The following is a 17960-nucleotide window of genomic DNA, read 5'->3' as shown; positions in this document are numbered from 1 at the left end:
CCGCCCCGCAGAGCGCACGCCGGTGACGTCCCCCGACCGCGAGCCGTCCCCGGCCGTCCCCAAGGACGCGCCCGGGGCCGTCCCCGCACGTCCGAAGGACGTCCCGGACGTCCCGCCGGACGCGGAGGACGTCCCGCCGGACGCGGAGGACGTCCCGGGCAGGACCGAGGACGTCTCCGTGCGCGGCTCGCAAAGCGCGCGCGGGACAGGGGCCGCGGCGGGGCGGCGGAAGGACGCCGACCACCGGGTGCGGGGGCGGCTGCGGGCGCTGCCGCTGGCGGTGGCGCTGGCCCTGCTGGCCGGGTCGCTGCTGGCGGGCCTGGTGGTGGGGGCGGCCGGGCTGCCGGTCACCGGGATTCTGGAGGCGCTCGCCGACCGGATCCCGTTCGTGCACGTCGACAGCGGGTTCAGCGTCGTCGACGAGAACGTGCTGTTCCAGCTGCGGGTGCCGAGGGTGCTGATGGCGGCGCTGGTCGGCGGGATGCTGTCGATGGCCGGCGCGGGATACCAGGGGGTGTTCCGCAATCCGCTGGCCGATCCCTACCTGCTCGGCGCGGCTGCGGGCGCGGGCGTCGGCGCGACGCTGGTGATCGTGCTGGTGCCGGGCGACCCGGGGTACGGGGTGCCGCTCGCGGCGTTCGCGGGCGCGATCCTGGGCGTGGCGATGGCGTACGCGCTGGGCAGCGCGGCGGGGCGCGGGAACCGGGCGGCGACATTGGTGCTGGCGGGGGTGGCGGTGTCGTCGTTCCTGTCGGCGGTGCAGACGTTCCTGCAGCAGGTGAAGGCGGAGGAGCTGCAGCGGATCTACTCGTGGATCCTTGGCGGGGTCGGTTCTGCGGACTGGCACCAGCTGGCGCTGGTCGCACCGTACTCGCTGGTGTCGACGGTGGTGCTGCTCGCGCACGGGCGGCTGCTGGACGTGCTGAGCGTGGGCGACGAGGAGGCGGCGTCGCTCGGCCTGTCGGCGGCGCGCGTCCGGTTGACGGTGCTGGTGGCGGCGTCGCTGGCGACGGCGAGCGCGGTCGCGGTGAGCGGGCTGATCGGGTTCGTCGGGATCGTGGTGCCGCACGCGGTGCGGCGGCTGGCGGGCGGGTCGTACCGGGTGGTGCTGCCGCTGTCGCTGCTCGGCGGGGCGGCGTTCCTGGAGCTGGCCGACCTGGTGGCCCGGACGGTGATCGCACCGGGCGAGCTGCCGCTCGGCGTGGTGACGGCGTTCGTCGGGGGCCCGTTCTTCGTCGCGGTGCTGCGGGCGAGCCGGCGGCAGGTGGAGACGTGACGGTCGCGGTGCGGGGCCTGGACGTGGCGCTGGGCGGGCGTCCGGTGCTGAAGGGCGTGTCGCTGGAGGTTCCGGCGGGGTCGTGGACGGCGGTGATCGGGCCGAACGGGGCGGGGAAGTCGACGCTGCTGCGGGCGGTGCTCGGGCTGCTGCCGTGCGGCGCGGGTGAGATCGCGGTGGCGGGCGCGGACCTGGCGGCGCTGAAGCCGCGGCAGCGCGCCCGGCTCGTGGCGTACGCCCCGCAGAGCCCGAACCTCCCGGTCGGGATGACGGTGTTCGACTACACGCTGCTGGGCCGGTCCCCCTACATCCCGCATCTGGGCCGCGAGAGCGCCCGCGACCGGACCATCGCGGGCGAGGTCCTCGACCGCCTTGACCTGACCGGCCTTGCGGACCGTCCGCTCGACCATCTGTCCGGCGGAGAGCGTCAGCGCGTGGTGCTGGCGCGCGCGCTGGCGCAGCAGACGTCGGTGCTACTGCTGGACGAGCCGACGACCGCGCTCGACATCGGCCACCAGCAGCAGGTGATGGAGCTGATCGACCAGCTCCGGCTGTCGGACGGGCTGACGGTCGTCACGACGATCCACGATCTGACGCTGGCCGGGCAGTACGCCGACGACCTGGTGCTGCTGTCGGGCGGCCGGGTCGCGGCGGCGGGGACGCCCGGCGAGGTGCTGACCAGGGCGGCGATCCAGGAGCATTTCGACGCCCGCGTGCACGTCCTGCCCGGCCCGGACGGCCGGCCGCTGCTGTCGCTGGAGCGCCGGTGAACATCGAGCTGGTCTGGCGGGACGAGGACGGTGCGCGGCTCGCCGCGGCGGTGTGGCGCGCGGGCGGTGGGTGGCGGGCGGTGTCGTCGGCGATGCTCGGCGGCGGGATCGGGCCGCTGGGCTGGGTGCTGAACGCGCAGGTCCGGGGCCGGTACGCGCGGACGGACCCGGCCCTGCATCTGCGGGAGCTGGCCGCCTCGCTCGGGCTGGACGGCCCGGGGGTCGGCATGCTGACCGCCGCGTCCGTCGCCCGGACGATGCGCCGCGAGGACGGCGGCGTCGCCGTCTCGGCGACGGTCGGGCTGCGCGTGCCGACATGGGCGGCGGCGCCCGAGGGGACCGCCGATCCCGAGCTGGTTCCGCTCGACCTCGACGTGCCGCCGCCGGCGCAGGAGCCCGCCGCGCAGCGGCCCGCACCGCCGCGGCCGGGGACGGTGAACATCGTCGTCGCGGTGCCGGTCGCGTTGAGCGATGCCGCCCTGGTGAACGCCGTGGTCACCGCAACGGAGGCCAAGACGCAGGCGCTGCTGGAGGCGGGCTACCCCTGCACGGGCACCGCGTCGGACGCGATCTGCGTGGCGGCGCGGGCGTCGGGCGCGCCGGAGCCGTTCGCCGGGCCCCGTTCGACGTGGGGCGCCCGGATCGCGCGCGCCGTGCACGCGGCGGTCCGCGCGGGCGCGGAGGACTACACCGAGTACCTGCAAACGAACCGGCCCTGACCGGCGTACCGGCCGCCCCACCACCCCGGTGCGGTGCGGGCGGCCGGTTCAGGGCCAGTGCCATGTGGTGAAGGGCCTCACCTCCTTCTCGTCGCCGGTACGCCGGCCGATGGTCAGCCGGCGTGGGGAAGGCGGTGGCCGTTGACCGCGAGCGGGTCGGTGCCGTCCAGCGAGGACCCGCCCCGCCCGGACCCGTTCACCGACGACCCGTTCAGCGGGGGCAGGGGGTGCAGGCCGGTCGGCGGCTCCCGGTCGACGGCGCGCCGGCCGTCCGGCGGCGGGTCGGCCAGGCGGGTGAGCGCGTCGACGCGGCGCCGGGCGCGGTCGGCCTCGGCGCGCGCGGCGTCCCGTTCGGCGGTGAGGGTCTGGACGGCGGCGCGCAGCTCCTCGTTGGCGCGCGACAGGTCCCAGTTGCGCTCCTCGGTCTCGCGGGCGCGCGCCTGGATCTGGTCGCGGTCGGCGACGGCCTGGCCGCGCTGGGTCTCGGCGTCGCGGACGGCCGCGCGCAGGTCGTCGGCGGCGCGCCGGGCCGCGTCGGCCTCGATCCGCTGGCCTTCGACGACGGTCTCGGCCTCCGACAGCCGGCCGTGCAGGCCGACGAGCTCGGTCCGGGCGGTCTCGAGCGCGGCGAGCAGCTCGCCCTCGCGGGAGGCGATCCGGTCGCGTTCGCGTTCGGCGGCGAGCTGGGCGGCGACGGCGGCGTCCGCGGTGTCCTTGGCCTCCCGGCCCTCGCGCCGGGCCTCGTCGCGGTCGGCGGCGGCCTGCTCGGCATCGGCGCGGGCCGCGGCGGCCTCCTCCTCGGCGGCGTCGGCGCGCGCGCGTGCGGTCGCGGTCTCGCGCCAGGCGGCCTCGGCCTGCCGCTGGGAGGCGTCCCGCTCCCGCTGCGCGACGGCGACCTGCCCGGCGGCGTCGGCGCGGGCGTCGGCGACCCGCCGCTCGACGCCGGCGACGCCCAGCTCGGACACCAGCGACCCGGCGAGCCGGTCCGCGACGGCCTCGAGCCGCTCCACCATCTCCCACGTCCAGGCGACCTGGCCGGTGAGGCCCGGCGCCTCGCGCGCGCGCTCGCGTTGTTCGTGCGCGGCCCGCTCGCACGCGCCGCCGGTGTCCTGGCAGTAGCGGACGGTGCGGGCGCCGCGCACCGGCTGCGGTACGGGCCTGCCGCAGCCGGCGCACGGCCAGACCGCGACCGGGTCGCCGACGCGGGCGATCCCGGCGCGGGGCACGGTGTCGATCCCCGCGCGGGGCACGGTGTCGATCCCGGCTCCGGCGCCGTCGCCCGCGGGCGGCGGCGCGTCCTCCGGCGGGACGCTCTGCGCGGCGTACGCCGGGTCGTTGTAGAAGCCGGGGTCCGTGATCACTGGAAGATCGGTCAACGTCGGGGCGGCAGGGGTCGGGGCGCTGTCGAACGGGGCGACCTTGTGGTCTTCCATGTGCCGTTGTACGCGGCGCGGCACGGGAACGTTCGACGGTCTCGCCGGCGACTTGCGGCGCCTTTCCCCCACGCGCCGCGCGCGACCGCCTAGCCCGCCTGTTCCCGCAGGTAGGCGTCGCGCACCCGGCCGCGACTGAGCTTGCCGGACGGGGTGCGCGGCAGCTCCGCGCGGAACTCGACCCGGCGCGGGTGCTTGAGCCTGGCGAGCCGGGGCGCGCAGTGGGATAGCAGCTCGGCGGCGAGCGCGTCGCCGGGGTCGGCGCCGTCGGCGGGTTCGACGAGGGCGACGACGCGCTGCCCCCAGTCCTCGTCCGGGACGCCGATGACGACGGCGTCGCCGACGGCGGGATGCTGGAGCAGCACGGACTCGATCTCGGCCGGGTAGATGTTGACGCCGCCGGAGATGATGAGGTCGGTGCGGCGGTCGCTCATGTAGAGCCAGCCGTCCGCGTCGAGGTGGCCGAGGTCGCCGGGGGTGTAGAACTCGCCCCGCATGGTGGAGGCGGTCTTGTCCGGGTCGCCGTGGTACTCGAAGCCCGGCTGGCCGGCGGCGTAGATGAGGCCGGTCTCGCCGGGCGGCAGCTCCGCGCCCTCCGGGTCGAGGATCTTGATTCGCACGCCGTCGACGGCGCGGCCGACCGTCCCGGGACGGGCGAGCCAGTCCTGCGGGGTGGCGACGACGACGGCGCCGCTCTCGGTGGAGCCGTAGTACTCGTAGAGGACGGGCCCCCACCAGTCCATCATGCGCTGCTTGGTCTCGACGGGGATCGGGGCGGCGCTGTGGTAGACCTGCCGCAGCGACGACAGGTCGTACCGGGCGCGGACCTCGTCGGGCAGGGCGAGCATGCGGTGGAACATGGTCGGCACCATGAAGGAGTTGGTGACGCCGTGCCGCTGGATCAGCTCGAGGGTCTGCTCGGGCCGGAACCGGGACGCGACGACGACGGCGTGCCCGAGGTTGAGCGCCATCATCGCGTGGACGCAGGGCGCCGAGTGGTAGAGCGGTCCGATCGCGAGGTGCACCTCGTCGCCCGGTTCGAGGCCCAGGTGGCTCATGAGCGTGGAGCGCATGATGTCGAAGAGCAGTTCGGGCGGGACGTCCAGGAGCGGGCGCCGCACGCCCTTGGGACGCCCGGTCGTCCCGGACGTGTAGAGCATGATGGAGCCCATCCGGCGCTTGGCGGGCGGTGCGGCGCTGCCGGACGCGCACAGCCCGGCCATCGAGCGGTGGCCGTCGGCCGGGTCGACGCTGATCCGCAGGCCGGCGGCGATCCCGGCGTCGTCGGCGGCGCCCGACACGGCGCGCGCGAGGGCGCTCTCGGTCACGACGGCCCGGGCGCCGGAGTCGGCGAGGATGTAGCCGATCTCGGGCGCGGTGAGGTGGCGGCTCACGGGGACGAGGTAGAGGCCGGACTGCATCGCCGCCAGCAGCACGGTGAGGAACTCGGGGCGGTTGCCGAGGACGGTCGCGACCGCGTCGCCGGGCCGCAGGCCGAGCCCGTCGAGGCCGTTCGACAGCCGGTTGACCTCGGCGTGCAGCTCGCCGTAGGAAACGGGGACGCCGGGGGCCAGGATCGCGGGGCGGTCCGGGTCGTTGGTCGCGATCTCGTAGAAGCCGACGCCCTCGACGCCCATGCGGCGCTCCTCTGCTGCGGGTGGGATGGCCGGTGACCTTTCACCCCATCTGACCCATTCGAGTGTCGGCGCGTCAAGATCACGGACCACCCGGAATCCGGCCGGGGCGGGCCGGGCGCGGCCCGGCCTCAGGCGGCGTCGAGGGCGGCGCGGGCCATGGTGTGCAGAAGGTCGCCCATGGCGTCGCGGTCGAGGCCGGCGGCGCTGCGCGGGGTGGAGTTGAGCAGGCCGAAGCAGGCGTGGACGGCGGCGCGCGTCCGCCCGTCGGGCAGGCCGGGGCGCAGCCGGCGCAGCACGCCCACCCATTCCTCCACGTAGGCGCGCTGCAGCCGGCGGACCTCGTGGCGCTGCGGCTGCGGGACGTTGTCGAGCTCGCGTTCGTGGACGGTGATGAGCGCGGGGTTGTCCAGCGCGAACGCGATGTGCCAGCGCAGCAGCGCGTCGAGGGCCCGGCCCGGGTCGGGATCGGCGGCGCGGCGGACGCCTTCGGCGTGCAGCCGCTCGCTGATGTCGACGAGCATCTCGGCGAGAACGGCCTCCTTGCCGCTGAAGTGCCGGTAGAGCGCGGGTCCGGTGAGCCCGACGGCCCGTCCGACGTCACCGATCGACGCCCCGTGGTAGCCGCGGGAGGCGAACAGCTCGGCCGCGGCGGCGAGGATCTCGGCGCGCCGCGGGTTCACCGCGGCGAGCGGCGGCCCGCCGGCCGGGTCGCCGGGCGCCGGGGCCGGGTAGGAGGTCATGGGGAGAGTCTAGACTAGGGTTGTTAACGAGCATTAACATCTCCGACATCGGCCGTTGTTAACGAGCGTTAACTGGGAAGGGGACCATGACCGGACCCGAGATCGGCAGCCGCGCCGACGTCGCCGGCGAGGCGTTCAAGGCGAGCGCCGCGCACAACGAGGCGCTGGTCGCCGAGCTGCGCGACCGCGTCGACCGGGCCGGCCGCGGCGGTCCCGAGCGGGCCCGCGAGCGGCACGTGGCGCGCGGCAAGCTGCTCCCCCGCGACCGGGTCGACACGCTGCTCGACCCCGGCTCGGCGTTCCTGGAGCTGTCGCCGCTGGCCGCGAACGGCATGTACGGCGACGAGGCGCCGGGCGCCGGGATCATCACCGGCGTCGGCCGGGTGTCCGGCCGCGAGTGCGTGATCGTCGCCAACGACGCCACCGTGAAGGGCGGGACGTACTACCCGATCACGGTCAAGAAGCATCTGCGCGCGCAGGAGGTGGCCCTGCACAACCGGCTGCCCTGCGTCTACCTGGTCGACTCCGGCGGCGCGTTCCTGCCCCGCCAGGACGAGGTGTTCCCCGACCGCGAGCATTTCGGCCGCATCTTCTACAACCAGGCGACCATGTCCGGGCGCGGCATCCCGCAGATCGCGGCGGTCATGGGCTCGTGCACGGCGGGCGGCGCCTACGTCCCGGCGATGAGCGACGAGGCGGTGATCGTCCGCGGCCAGGGCACGATCTTCCTCGGCGGCCCGCCGCTGGTGAAGGCCGCGACCGGCGAGGTCGTCACGGCGGAGGAGCTGGGCGGCGGCGAGCTGCACTCCCGCACGTCCGGGGTGACCGACCACCTCGCCGAGGACGACGCGCACGCGCTGCGGATCGTCCGCGACATCGTCGGCACCCTCGGCCCGCGCGCGCCGCGCCCCTGGGACGTGGCGGCCCCGGAGGAGCCGGCGGTCGACCCGTCCGAGCTGTACGGGGTCGTCCCGCCCGACCCGCGCACCCCCTACGACGTACGCGAGGTCATCGCCCGGATCGTGGACGGCAGCCGGTTCCAGGAGTTCAAGAAGGAGTACGGCGCGACGCTCGTCACCGGGTTCGCGCGCGTCCACGGGCACCCGGTCGGGATCGTCGCCAACAACGGCATCCTGTTCAGCGAGTCGGCGCAGAAGGGCGCGCACTTCATCGAGCTGTGCGACCGGCGCAGCGTCCCGCTCGTGTTCCTGCAGAACATCACCGGTTTCATGGTCGGCCGCGAGTACGAGGCGGGCGGCATCGCCAAGCACGGCGCGAAGATGGTCACGGCCGTGTCGTGCGCGCGGGTCCCGAAGTTCACGGTCGTGATCGGCGGGTCGTTCGGCGCGGGCAACTACGCGATGTGCGGCCGGGCCTATTCGCCCCGGTTCCTGTGGATGTGGCCGAACGCCCGCATCTCCGTCATGGGCGGCGAGCAGGCCGCGAGCGTCCTCGCGACGGTCCGCCGCGACCAGATGGACGCCCGCGGCGAGGACTGGCCTGCCGGGGACGAGGAGGCGTTCAAGGCGCCGATCCGCGACCAGTACGAGGCGCAGGGCAACCCGTACTACTCGACGGCCCGGCTGTGGGACGACGGGGTGATCGACCCGCTCGACACCCGCCGCGTCCTCGGCCTCGGCCTGTCCGCCGCCGCCAACGCACCGCTGGAGCCGGTCGGCTACGGCGTCTTCCGGATGTGAGGCACGTGATGTTCGACAGCGTCCTGGTCGCCAACCGGGGTGAGATCGCCGTCCGCGTGTTCCGCACGCTGCGGCGGCTCGGGATCCGCTCGGTCGCCGTCCACACCGGCGCCGACGCGGGCGCGCGGCACGTGCGGGAGGCCGACGAGGCGCTCCGCATCCCCTCCTACCTGGACATCGACGCGGTCGTCGGTGCCGCCCGCGCGGCGGGCGCGGCGGCCGTCCACCCCGGGTACGGGTTCCTCGCCGAGAACACCGCGTTCGCGCGGGCCTGCGCCGGCGCGGGGCTGGTGTTCATCGGACCGCCCGCGTCCGCGATCGACGCGATGGGCGACAAGATCCGGGCGAAGCGGACGGTCGCGGCGGCCGGCGTGCCGGTCGTCCCCGGACGGGACGAGCCGGGCCTCTCGGACGCCGAGCTGGAGGCCGCCGCGCTGGAGGTCGGCCTTCCGGTGCTGCTCAAGCCGTCGGCGGGCGGCGGCGGCAAGGGCATGCGCCTCGTCCGCGACGCGGCGGACCTGCCGGAGGCGATCGCGTCCGCCCGCCGCGAGGCGCGCGGCTCGTTCGGCGACGACACGCTGCTCGCCGAGCGGTTCGTGGAGAACCCCCGGCACATCGAGATCCAGGTGTTCGCCGACGCCCGCGGCAACGCCGTGCACCTGGGCGAGCGCGAGTGCAGCCTGCAGCGCCGGCACCAGAAGATCGTCGAGGAGGCGCCGTCGCCGCTGCTGGACGAGGCGTCCCGCGCGCGGATGGGCGCCGCCGCCGTCGCCGCCGCGCAGGCGGTCGGGTACGTGGGCGCGGGGACGGTCGAGTACATCGTGTCCGCCGACCGCCCGGACGAGTTCTTCTTCATGGAGATGAACACCCGGCTGCAGGTCGAGCACCCCGTCACCGAGCTGGTCACCGGCCTCGACCTGGTCGAACTGCAGCTGCGGGTCGCGGCCGGGGAGCCGCTGCCGTTCGGGCAGGACGAGGTCCGGCTGGACGGGCACGCGATCGAGGCGCGCGTCTACGCCGAGGACCCGGCGCGCGGCTTCCTGCCGACCGGCGGCACGGTCCTGGCGCTCGCCGAGCCGGGGGGCGCCCGCGTCGACTCGGGCCTGGACATCGGGACGGAGGTCGGCGGGGCCTACGACCCGATGCTGGCGAAGGTGATCGTCCACGGCGCCGACCGCACCGAGGCGCTGCACCGCCTCGACCGCGCGCTCGCCGGCTACACGCTGCTGGGCGTGCCGACGAACGTGGCGTTCCTGCGCGCGCTGGTAAAGCACCCGTCCGTCGCGTCCGGCGACCTCGACACCGGCTTGGTGGAGCGCGTCCTCGACGAGCTGGCCTCGGGCGGCGGCGTGCCGCCGGAGGTGCTCGCCGCCGCCGCGCTGGACCGGATGCTCGCGCTGGAGCCCGCCGACGGCGACCCTTGGTCGATCCCGGACGGCTGGCGTCCCGGCGCGCACGCCTGGGCGCCGTGGATCATCACCCCGTCCGGCGGCGAGCCCGTCGAGGTCCGCGTGCAGGGCCGCGCCGCGTCCGCGCGGGTCGTCGTCGGCGAGGGAGAGCCGGTGGCGGCGTCGCTGACCGGCTCGACCCTCACCTACGGCGGCCGGACGGTGTCGTTCACCGCCGCCCGCGACGGCCGCACGCTCTGGCTCGGGCGCGACGGGCACGCGTGGGCGCTCGCCGAGCACGTCAAGGCGGAGGGCGGCGCCGCGGCGGAGGCGTCCGGCGACGGCGTCCTGCGCAGCCCGATGCCCGGCACCGTCCTGGCCGTCAAGGTCGGCGAGGGCGACCGGGTGGACGAGGGCCAGCCGATCGCCGTCGTCGAGGCGATGAAGATGGAGCACACCGTCACCGCGCCGCGCGCCGGCGTCGTGGCGCAGCTGCCGGCCCGCGCGGGCGCCCAGGTCGCCCTGGACGCGGTGCTGGCCGTGATCGAGGAGGCATGATGGCGACACCGCTGCCCGGCCTGCCCGACCGCGTCACGATCTACGAGGTCGGGCCGCGCGACGGGCTGCAGAACGAGAAGGCGGTCGTCCCGGTCGAGGTGAAGTCGGAGTTCGTCACGCGGCTCGCCGCCGCGGGGCTGACCACGATCGAGACGACGAGCTTCGTCCACCCGAAGTGGGTGCCGCAGCTCGCCGACGCCGAGGAGCTGCTCGGGGTCCTGCCCCGCTCCGGCGACGTCCGGTACCCGGTGCTGGTGCCGAACGAGCGGGGCCTGGACCGGGCGCTCGCCAACGGCATCACCGAAATCGCGATCTTCGGCAGCGCGACCGAGTCGTTCGCGCGCCGCAACCTCAACCGGACCGTGGACGAGTCGCTCAAGATGTTCGCGCCCGTCGTGGAACGCGCGCGCGCCGAGGGGCTGTGGGTGCGGGCCTACGTGTCGATGGCGCTCGGCGACCCGTGGGAGGGCGACGTCCCGATCGGGCAGGTGGTGTCCGTCGCGTCCCGGCTGATGGACCTCGGCTGCTCCCAGCTGAGCATCGGCGACACGATCGGCGTCGGCACGCCCGGGCACGTCACCGCGCTGATCGAGGCGCTGGGCGCGGCGGGCATCGGCACCGACCGGCTCGCCGTGCACTTCCACGACACCTACGGGCAGGCGCTCGCCAACACCCTCGCCGCGCTGCGCGCCGGCGTGACCGTCGTGGACGCGTCGGCGGGCGGCCTCGGCGGCTGCCCGTACGCCGAGAGCGCCACCGGGAACCTGCCCACCGAGGACCTCGTCTGGATGCTGAACGGGCTCGGCGTCGAGACGGGCGTCGACCTCGACGAACTCGTCGCCACCAGCCGCTGGATGGCCGGCCGGCTCGGCCGCCCGAGCCCGTCGCGCGTCGTCCAGGCCCTGTCACCGGAATCGGAGTAACTGATGATCGACTTCAAGCTCACCGACGAGCAGGAGGAGCTGCGCCGCACCGTCGAGCGGTTCGCGCGCGAGACCGTGGCCCCGGTGATCGGGGACCTGTACGAGCGGGGCGAGTTCCCATACGAGATCGTCGCGGCGATGGGGAAGATGGGGCTGTTCGGCCTGCCGTTCCCCGAGGAGCACGGCGGGATGGGCGGCGACTACTTCGCGCTCTGCCTGGCGCTGGAGGAGCTGGCGCGGGTCGACTCGTCGGTGGCGATCACGCTGGAGGCGGGCGTCTCGCTCGGCGCGATGCCGATCCACCGGTTCGGGTCCGCCGAGCAGAAGGCGCGCTGGCTGCCGATGCTGACGTCCGGCGAGAAGCTCGCCGGGTTCGGGCTGACCGAGCCGGGCGGCGGCTCGGACGTCCCGGGCGGGATGCGCACGACGGCCCGGCTGGACGGCGACTCGTGGGTGATCAACGGGTCGAAGGCGTTCATCACCAACTCCGGCACCGACATCACCGCGTTCGTGACCGTCACCGCGTTCACCGGCGACGGCGAGATCTCCACGATCCTCGTGCCGAGCGGCACGCCCGGCTTCACCGTCGGCCGCAAGTACTCCAAGGTCGGCTGGTCGGCGTCGGACACCCGCGAGCTGTCGTTCGACGACGTCCGCGTCCCGGCGGAGAACCTCGTCGGCGAGCGCGGCCGGGGCTACGCGCAGTTCCTGCGGATCCTGGACGAGGGCCGGATCGCGATCGCCGCGCTGTCGGTGGGCCTCGCGCAGGGCTGCGTGGACGAGTGCCTGCGCTACGCGGGCGAGCGGCAGGCGTTCGGCAAGGAGATCGGCCGCTACCAGGCGATGCAGTTCAAGATCGCCGACATGGAGGTCCGCGCGCACACCGCCCGCCTCGCCTACTACGCGGCGGCGGCGAAGATGCTGGCCGGGGAGCCGTTCAAGAAGGAGGCGGCGATCGCCAAGCTCGTCGCGTCCAACGCGGCGATGGACAACGCCCGGGACGCCACGCAGATCTTCGGCGGCTACGGCTTCATGAACGAGTACGCGGTCGGCCGCTTCTACCGCGACGCGAAGATCCTGGAGGTCGGCGAGGGGACGTCGGAGGTGCAGCGCATGCTGATCGCCCGCGCCCTCGGCCTGCCCCCGGCCTGACCGCCGTCCCTCCGGCAGCGGCGGGGGAGCGCAATCCGACGAAGCGGCCACGCCCGGGCCGCGCTGTTCATAGCGTGGGTCGCAGGCCGTCCACGAGGGCGCGGCCACGACAACGGGAGGCGCCCGCCGATGCCGCACCCACCGGCCAAGATCCGCCGCATGTTCGAGCTCGTCGAGCCGATCGCCACCATCACCTTCTCCGAGGTGCCGAACGAAGCCTTCCTCGCCCTCGGCATGCGCAACTACTGGGACGGGTACTTCGCGGGCCGGGCCGCGCCGCTGGGAACGGCACCGGCCGAGGTGGTGCACGCGGTCTTCTACAACTTCGCCGACGGCGAGGTGGCGCGGCACATCCCGTGGGTGTGGGGGAAGGTCTCCCCGCAGGAGGCGCTCGCCGTCCGCGAGCGGGGCAGCGCCGCCGCGCTGCGGCAGGTACTCGGGGACCTCGCCGGCTCCCCCGGTCTGGTACGGGCCGCCGGCCTCGCCACCCGGGCGGCGGTCAGCGCGCCGACCGAGGGCCGGGCGCTGTACGCCGGGCTCCGGGCACTCGACGTGCCCGAGGACCCGGTCGCCCGGCTCTGGCACGCGTCGACGCTGCTGCGCGAGCACCGCGGGGACGGCCACAACGCCGTCCTCCTCGCCAACGGCATCGGCGGCACCGAGGCCCACGTCCTCCTCGCGCTCTCCCTCGGCATGCGGGCGGAGGAGTTCGGCCGGATCCACCACCTGCCCAGGGCGCGCTTGGACGCCGTCATCGACGGGCTGCGCGCCCGCGGCCTCGTGGACGCCGCGGGCGGGTTCACCGACGCCGGCCGGGAGACCAAGGAGCGGATCGAGGCCCGCACCGACGAGCTGGCGGCGCCTCCGTACGATGCGCTCACCGCGGACGAGCTCGACGAGCTGATCACCCTCCTGGAGCCGATCGCCGCCGCTGCCGCCGACGACTGAGCCGTCGCACCGCGGGGATCACTGGACGATGCGGTCGAGGACGGCGAACGCCCTCAGGACCGTCTCGCGCTCCTCCTCGGTGCAGCGGTCCTGGAGGGCGCGGCTCAGCCATTCGTCGCGCGCCTGCCGGGAGCCCTCCACCCATTCGCGACCGGCGTCGCTCGGCGTGACCAGCTGGCGGCGGCCGTCCTCGGGGTCGGGGTCGCGGCGGATCAGCCCGCGCTCCTCCAGCGCGGCGAGCGTGGCGGCCATCGACTGCGGGCGGACGCCCTCGGCCGCGGCGAGCCCGCTCGCGGTGGCGGCGCCGTCCTTGAGCAGCCGGCTCAGCACCGCCGTCTGCGACGGTGTGAGATCGTGGGCTCCGCCGATCTCGCGCAGCCTGCGGCGCAGCCGGCTGAACACGACCCGCACCTCCCGGGCGGCGCGGGCGGCCGACGGGGAGATGGCCTCGACGCTGTCGCTCATGGCCCCAGTGTAATTTATGCAGTTCAGACTGTCCAGTTGGGACTGATCAAATCAGCGAGGCGGCCGGAGCGCTTGACGGCGGCGGATCGCGGTCCGACGATTCGATCATGGCGACGGAAGAGGGCGGCGCGACGGCGGACGGACCGCGCGCCGGGACGGGGCCCGGCGAGATCGCGGACGACGGCTCGGCGGTCGAGTTCTACGCGGCGCTCCCGCCGGACGTCGCGAGCGCCGCGCTCGTCCACACGACGATCCCGGCCGGCACGCCGATCCTGGAGCTGGGCGCTGGGGCCGGCCGGGTCACCCGCCCGCTGCTCGAGTTCGGCCATCCGGTGACGGCGGTGGACGCCTCCGCGGCGATGCTCGCCCGGATCCAGGGCGCGCGGACGGTGCGCTCGGCGATCCAGGACCTCGACCTGCCCGACCGGTTCGGCTGCGTGCTGCTCATGTCGTACCTGGTCAACTACGGCGACCGGGACGCCCTCCTGGCGGCCTGCCGGCGGCACGTCCGGCCGGACGGCGTGGTCGTGATCCAGCGCGACACCGACGCCCTCTGGCGCGACGACGCCCCCCGGGAGTGGACGCGCGACGGCGTCCGGTACCGGAAGGCACACGTCGAGCACCCCGAGCCCGGGACCGTCGTCGCGACGCTCGAGTACCGGATCGGCGAGCACCGCTGGACGCACACCTTCACCACCCGGCGCCTCGGCGACGAGGACCTGCCCGCGGTGCTGGAGGCGGCGGGCCTGCGCCTCGGCCACTTCCTGGACGACGACGGCGCCTGGTTCACCGCCCGCCCCCGCTGAGCCCGCTCTGTCCGACCCGTGCGCGACAGTGGTCCGCGGACGCAATCGATGTGCGGGAGGACGCATGGACGAGCGGGCGTGGTGGGCCCTGATCGAGGACGCACGGGCCGAGGCCGGCGAGCACGCCGACGACCGCGACTCCCCCGACGACCCGCTGATCGGCCTGGTGGCCGAGCGGCTCGCGGAACTGGACGGCCCCGGCATCGTCGCGTTCGACGCCATGCTGACGCGCGTCCTCGACTCGGCGTACCGGCGGCCGCTCTGGTACGCCGCGTACCTCATCGAGGGCGGCTGCGGCGACGACGGCTTCATGGACTTCCGCGCCGGGCTCGCACTGCTGGGACGCAAGGTGTTCACACGTGCCGTCGACGACCCCGACACCCTGGCCGACGTCCCGACGGTGGTGCGGATGGCCCGGGAGGAGAAGGGCTGGATCGGCGCGGAGGGCCTGCACTACGCGGCGCGCAACGCCTACAAGCAGGTCCTGGGAGAGACCGAGTCGTTCGACGCTTCGATGGAGTCGGCCCTGCGGGCGATGAAGCGTCCTGAGCATCCCGTGGGCGACGACTGGGACGTCGAGGACGACGAAGAGACCCGCCTGCACCTACCCCGCCTGGCCGCCCTCTTCCTCTGACCACCCTTTCACGTTGCAGCCTGCCTATAGCTTGACAGCTAATGGCATTAGCCATAGCGTTGTGGCTAACGCTATTATCCAGGAGGCAGGTCATGAGCACCATCACCGCGCACACCGCCCGCAAGCCCTTCGTCCCCACTGCCGTCCGCCGCACTGCCTGGGCCGCGAACGCGGTGTTCTGGACCGCGTTCGCCGTCCTCGAAGGCGTCAACCACGGCTGGCTCGCGGCGCTCCTGGCCGCCGCGTTCTTCATCGCGCCCGACCTCACCTTCCTGGCCGGGATCCGCGACGCGCACACCGTCGAGCGCGGGCAGCTGCCGGCCCGCGCCGTCCCGTACTACAACGCCGCGCACCGCGCGCTGGTCCCGCTCGCACTCATCGCGCTCTACACCGTCGCACCGATCGCCTGGGCGCCGATCTTCGCGGGGTTCTGCGGCTGGCTGGCTCACATCTCCTTCGACCGCGCCCTCGGCTACGGCCTGCGCACCAAGGACGGATTCCAGCGGCGCTGACCCCCTCCCCCGTCGCCGGACAAGGGCACCGCTACGATCGCGGACGGCGTGAACTGACGCGAGGTGCCCCTCGGGGAGAATCGGGAAGCCGGTGCGAATCCGGCACGGGCCCGCCGCGGTGACCGGGGAGCCGCCGCCCATGCGCGTGCAGCGCGGCCACTGGCCGGAAGGCCGGGAAGGCGGGCGGTGAGGCGTCGATCCGGGAGTCCGAAGACCGGCCTCGCTCCGACGGCCGCCCGCCCGGGCGGCCCGACCGCAGCGGGAGCCTGCCCATGAACCTCTACGACGTCATCCACCGCCGCCGCGACGTGCGCGCCGAGTTCACCGGCGCGCCGGTTCCGGACGACGTTCTCGACCGCGTCCTCACCGCCGCGCACGCGGCCCCGAGCGTCGGCCTCTCCCAGCCGTGGGACTTCGTCCTGGTGCGCGACCCGGACGTCCGCCGCGCGTTCCACGACCACGTCCGGACCGAGCGCGACGCGTTCGCCGCCACCCTCACCGGCGACGCCGCCGCCCGCTTCGCCCGCATCAAGATCGACGGCGTGCTGGAGGCCGGCCTCTCGATCGTCGTCACCTACGACGCCGAACGCGGCGGACCGGCCGTCCTCGGCCGGCACGCGATCGCCGACGCGGGCCTGTACTCGGTGTGCCTGGCCGTCCAGAACCTCTGGCTGGCCGCGACGGCGGAGGGATTGGGCGTCGGGTGGGTGTCGTTCTACCGCGAGCCCTACCTGCGCGACCTGCTCGGCATACCGGAGGGCATCCGCCCGGTCGCGTGGCTGTGCGTCGGGCCCGTCACGCACCTGGAGACCGTCCCGGACCTCGAACGGCACGGCTGGCGCCACCGCCGCCCCCTGGACGCCGCCGTCCACCACGACCGCTGGTGAGCACAGCGTTGGGTTGTGGGGGGGGGGGGGGGGGGGGGGGGGGGGGGGGGGGCGGCCCCCCCCCCCCCCCCACCGCCCCCCCCCCACAACTCAACGGACCACCGCGTCAGCGGGTGAGGTCGAGGGAACCGGCCTTGACGTCGGCGAGCAGGGACTTCCACCCGGACGGCGCGACGGCCAGCACCGCCCCGTCCGGATCCTTCGAGTCCCGCACCGCCACCCGCCGCTCCGCAGCCGCCACCTCGACGCACTGCCCCTCGCCTCCGCTGCTGTGGCTGCTCTTCCGCCACGCAGAGGCGACCTCGACACACGAGGACCCTTGACTCCCGCTGTAGCTGCTCTTCCGCCACGCAGAGGCGACCTCAACACACTCCGAACCCCCGCCTCCGCTGTGTCTGCTCTTGCGCCAGGGGGAGAAGACAAGCTGCTCACTAGTCATGACTCTGACAGTAGCTGTTCGATCAATGCGCGGGAATCCGATGGCGGAAGAGCTTTTGCCATCTGTTGATCAAAGACCATCTCGTATTGGCCTATCTCGAAGGGGTCCTCCAGGTACCAGCCGGTTGTGAGGCTCTCAACCAGAACCACCGACAGATCGTTCGTTGTCAGAGTGGTGAACGACCCGTTGAGGCCTGGGTGCGTCCCAGCTGCGAACGGGAGGACCTGAAAGGACACGTTCGGCAGTTCAGCAAGCTCGATGATCCTCCTTAGTTGCGCTTGAGTCACTTGCCTGCCACCGAACTGCTGACGGATTACAGCTTCGTGGACCACAACCGATAGGTGAGGCGGCTGTGGCTGAAACAGGACCTGCTGGCGCCGCATGCGCACCTCCACAAGCCCATCAATATCAGGTTCACCCCCCAGCGCACTGGCAGATGCAATGACCTCGCGGGCATACTCTTCGATCTGCATAAGTCCAGGAACAAGGTGGAGTTCTTGGCTCTTCAGCGAGATCGCTTCGGCCTCCAAGGCGATGTAGTCCAAGGCCGAAGGGGCCAATCTGCCCTCGTACCGCCGCCACCAGCCCTTCTCAGCGGCATGGCTTGCCAGGTCGTACAGAGCTTGGCGCTCGTCGAGGTCACTGATCTCGTAGCGGTCGAGCATGTGCTCCAGGGCGGGGCGGCGGATGCCGCGTTTGCCGGTTTCGAGCTTGCTGAGCGAGGACGGGGTGCGGTTGAGCAGGCGGGCGGCCTTCTGGAGGGTGAGCCCTCGCTCCTCGCGGATGGCGCGAAGGCGCTGGCCGAGCTTGCGGCTTCGCATGGTCGGGCGCTGCGCGTTCTCCATGGAGTAATCATGCCTTGACTTTGCGTGACGTTGAAGGTTTCCAACGAAGGCGGCAACAGTGCCTCAGTCAAAAGTGACTGGGGCACTCTTGCCCGAGGACCTGCGGACGAGGGCGGCGAACGCATCGA

At 73.9% G+C, this 17960-nt stretch carries 18 protein-coding genes and 1 riboswitch; of the genes, 12 read left to right on the top strand and 6 right to left on the bottom strand.

Annotation, left to right across the window (positions count from 1 at the left end; translation table 11 throughout):
* Positions 1-247: 247 nt before the first annotated feature.
* The 3 genes from F8568_RS04200 to F8568_RS04190 are packed head-to-tail and all read left to right on the top strand — an operon-like array spanning position 248 to position 2765.
* Positions 248-1276, top strand: a complete 1029-nt coding sequence (locus tag F8568_RS04200) for a FecCD family ABC transporter permease (RefSeq protein ID WP_151592176.1) — start codon at positions 248-250, stop codon at positions 1274-1276.
* Positions 1273-2046, top strand: coding sequence for an ABC transporter ATP-binding protein (locus F8568_RS04195; protein WP_151591560.1), 774 nt, complete (start codon positions 1273-1275; stop codon positions 2044-2046). The genes F8568_RS04200 and F8568_RS04195 overlap by 4 nt, the downstream gene beginning before the upstream one ends.
* A 2-nt stretch (positions 2047-2048) precedes the next feature.
* Complete coding sequence (locus tag F8568_RS04190) at positions 2049-2765, top strand: adenosylcobinamide amidohydrolase (protein WP_151592178.1); 717 nt, start codon at positions 2049-2051, stop codon at positions 2763-2765.
* A 113-nt stretch (positions 2766-2878) separates the two neighbouring features.
* Here F8568_RS04190 and F8568_RS04185 read toward each other — a convergent pair whose 3' ends face one another.
* The 3 genes from F8568_RS04185 to F8568_RS04175 all read right to left on the bottom strand — a co-directional run bounded on the left by F8568_RS04185 (position 2879) and on the right by F8568_RS04175 (position 6575).
* Entirely contained in the window at positions 2879-4126 is a 1248-nt protein-coding gene (locus tag F8568_RS04185) for a phytochrome family protein (RefSeq protein ID WP_151591558.1), read from the bottom strand.
* A gap of 161 nt (positions 4127-4287) precedes the next feature.
* A complete protein-coding gene (locus tag F8568_RS04180; RefSeq protein ID WP_151591556.1) occupies positions 4288-5835 on the bottom strand; it encodes an AMP-binding protein in 1548 nt (515 codons plus the stop codon).
* A gap of 128 nt (positions 5836-5963) precedes the next feature.
* Positions 5964-6575: an SACE_7040 family transcriptional regulator gene (locus F8568_RS04175; RefSeq protein WP_151591554.1), complete on the bottom strand. Its 612-nt coding sequence runs from the start codon at positions 6573-6575 to the stop codon at positions 5964-5966.
* Positions 6576-6661: 86 nt separating this feature from the next.
* Between F8568_RS04175 and F8568_RS04170 the strand changes: the two genes are divergently transcribed.
* The 5 genes from F8568_RS04170 to F8568_RS04150 all read left to right on the top strand — a co-directional run bounded on the left by F8568_RS04170 (position 6662) and on the right by F8568_RS04150 (position 13244).
* Positions 6662-8275, top strand: a complete 1614-nt coding sequence (locus tag F8568_RS04170) for a carboxyl transferase domain-containing protein (RefSeq protein WP_151591552.1) — start codon at positions 6662-6664, stop codon at positions 8273-8275.
* Positions 8276-8283: 8 nt separating this feature from the next.
* Positions 8284-10221, top strand: a complete 1938-nt coding sequence (locus F8568_RS04165; RefSeq protein WP_151592174.1) for an acetyl/propionyl/methylcrotonyl-CoA carboxylase subunit alpha — start codon at positions 8284-8286, stop codon at positions 10219-10221.
* Entirely contained in the window at positions 10218-11144 is a 927-nt protein-coding gene (locus F8568_RS04160; RefSeq protein ID WP_151591550.1) for a hydroxymethylglutaryl-CoA lyase, read from the top strand. Before F8568_RS04165 ends, F8568_RS04160 begins: the two co-directional genes overlap by 4 nt.
* 3 nt (positions 11145-11147) lie before the next feature.
* Positions 11148-12296, top strand: coding sequence for an acyl-CoA dehydrogenase family protein (locus tag F8568_RS04155; protein WP_151591548.1), 1149 nt, complete (start codon positions 11148-11150; stop codon positions 12294-12296).
* 129 nt (positions 12297-12425) lie between these two features.
* Positions 12426-13244: an SCO6745 family protein gene (locus F8568_RS04150; protein WP_202124488.1), complete on the top strand. Its 819-nt coding sequence runs from the start codon at positions 12426-12428 to the stop codon at positions 13242-13244.
* A gap of 18 nt (positions 13245-13262) precedes the next feature.
* Here F8568_RS04150 and F8568_RS04145 read toward each other — a convergent pair whose 3' ends face one another.
* Positions 13263-13709, bottom strand: a complete 447-nt coding sequence (locus F8568_RS04145) for a MarR family winged helix-turn-helix transcriptional regulator (protein WP_151591547.1) — start codon at positions 13707-13709, stop codon at positions 13263-13265.
* Between the two features lie 107 nt (positions 13710-13816).
* Between F8568_RS04145 and F8568_RS04140 the strand changes: the two genes are divergently transcribed.
* From F8568_RS04140 to bluB, 4 genes are all read left to right on the top strand, one after another.
* Positions 13817-14515, top strand: coding sequence for a class I SAM-dependent methyltransferase (locus F8568_RS04140; protein ID WP_151591545.1), 699 nt, complete (start codon positions 13817-13819; stop codon positions 14513-14515).
* A gap of 64 nt (positions 14516-14579) precedes the next feature.
* Positions 14580-15149 (top strand): DUF4240 domain-containing protein, encoded by a 570-nt coding sequence (locus F8568_RS04135; RefSeq protein ID WP_151591543.1) that lies wholly within the window; start codon positions 14580-14582, stop codon positions 15147-15149.
* Between the two features lie 92 nt (positions 15150-15241).
* The gene (locus F8568_RS04130) at positions 15242-15661 is read left to right on the top strand and encodes a DUF4260 family protein (RefSeq protein ID WP_151591540.1); all 420 of its coding nucleotides are present in this window, start codon (positions 15242-15244) and stop codon (positions 15659-15661) included.
* Between the two features lie 44 nt (positions 15662-15705).
* Positions 15706-15898: riboswitch (cobalamin riboswitch) on the top strand.
* 35 nt (positions 15899-15933) lie between these two features.
* Positions 15934-16548 carry a 5,6-dimethylbenzimidazole synthase gene (gene bluB, locus F8568_RS04125; RefSeq protein ID WP_151591538.1) on the top strand — a complete coding sequence of 205 codons (615 nt, stop codon included), beginning with the start codon at positions 15934-15936 and terminating at the stop codon, positions 16546-16548.
* A gap of 106 nt (positions 16549-16654) precedes the next feature.
* On the opposite strand, the gene F8568_RS04120 is transcribed toward bluB, so the two are convergent.
* Together F8568_RS04120 and F8568_RS04115 are read right to left on the bottom strand one after the other, a co-directional pair.
* Positions 16655-16987 carry a DUF397 domain-containing protein gene (locus F8568_RS04120; protein WP_151591537.1) on the bottom strand — a complete coding sequence of 111 codons (333 nt, stop codon included), beginning with the start codon at positions 16985-16987 and terminating at the stop codon, positions 16655-16657.
* Positions 16984-17832 (bottom strand): helix-turn-helix domain-containing protein, encoded by an 849-nt coding sequence (locus F8568_RS04115; RefSeq protein WP_151591535.1) that lies wholly within the window; start codon positions 17830-17832, stop codon positions 16984-16986. Before F8568_RS04115 ends, F8568_RS04120 begins: the two co-directional genes overlap by 4 nt.
* Positions 17833-17960 lie beyond the last annotated feature (128 nt).

Source organism: Actinomadura physcomitrii (genome assembly GCF_008923205.2).
Classification (GTDB): Bacteria; Actinomycetota; Actinomycetes; order Streptosporangiales; family Streptosporangiaceae; genus Spirillospora; species Spirillospora physcomitrii.
Note: the sequence above shows the minus strand (reverse complement) of the source record. Positions and strands in the feature narration are given on the sequence as shown.

What these genes read in the sequence shown, in the direction of transcription:
- F8568_RS04150 (WP_202124488.1), top strand. Translation starts at nt 12,426, where the DNA reads ATGCCGCACCCACCGGCCAAGATCCGCCGCATGTTCGAGCTCGTCGAG.
- F8568_RS04115 (WP_151591535.1), bottom strand. Translation starts at nt 17,832, where the DNA reads ATGGAGAACGCGCAGCGCCCGACCATGCGAAGCCGCAAGCTCGGCCAG.
- F8568_RS04135 (WP_151591543.1), top strand. Translation starts at nt 14,580, where the DNA reads ATGGACGAGCGGGCGTGGTGGGCCCTGATCGAGGACGCACGGGCCGAG.
- F8568_RS04170 (WP_151591552.1), top strand. Translation starts at nt 6,662, where the DNA reads ATGACCGGACCCGAGATCGGCAGCCGCGCCGACGTCGCCGGCGAGGCG.
- F8568_RS04120 (WP_151591537.1), bottom strand. Translation starts at nt 16,987, where the DNA reads ATGACTAGTGAGCAGCTTGTCTTCTCCCCCTGGCGCAAGAGCAGACAC.
- F8568_RS04155 (WP_151591548.1), top strand. Translation starts at nt 11,148, where the DNA reads ATGATCGACTTCAAGCTCACCGACGAGCAGGAGGAGCTGCGCCGCACC.
- F8568_RS04145 (WP_151591547.1), bottom strand. Translation starts at nt 13,709, where the DNA reads ATGAGCGACAGCGTCGAGGCCATCTCCCCGTCGGCCGCCCGCGCCGCC.
- F8568_RS04140 (WP_151591545.1), top strand. Translation starts at nt 13,817, where the DNA reads ATGGCGACGGAAGAGGGCGGCGCGACGGCGGACGGACCGCGCGCCGGG.
- F8568_RS04130 (WP_151591540.1), top strand. Translation starts at nt 15,242, where the DNA reads ATGAGCACCATCACCGCGCACACCGCCCGCAAGCCCTTCGTCCCCACT.
- F8568_RS04180 (WP_151591556.1), bottom strand. Translation starts at nt 5,835, where the DNA reads ATGGGCGTCGAGGGCGTCGGCTTCTACGAGATCGCGACCAACGACCCG.
- F8568_RS04160 (WP_151591550.1), top strand. Translation starts at nt 10,218, where the DNA reads ATGATGGCGACACCGCTGCCCGGCCTGCCCGACCGCGTCACGATCTAC.
- F8568_RS04175 (WP_151591554.1), bottom strand. Translation starts at nt 6,575, where the DNA reads ATGACCTCCTACCCGGCCCCGGCGCCCGGCGACCCGGCCGGCGGGCCG.
- F8568_RS04165 (WP_151592174.1), top strand. Translation starts at nt 8,284, where the DNA reads ATGTTCGACAGCGTCCTGGTCGCCAACCGGGGTGAGATCGCCGTCCGC.
- bluB (WP_151591538.1), top strand. Translation starts at nt 15,934, where the DNA reads ATGAACCTCTACGACGTCATCCACCGCCGCCGCGACGTGCGCGCCGAG.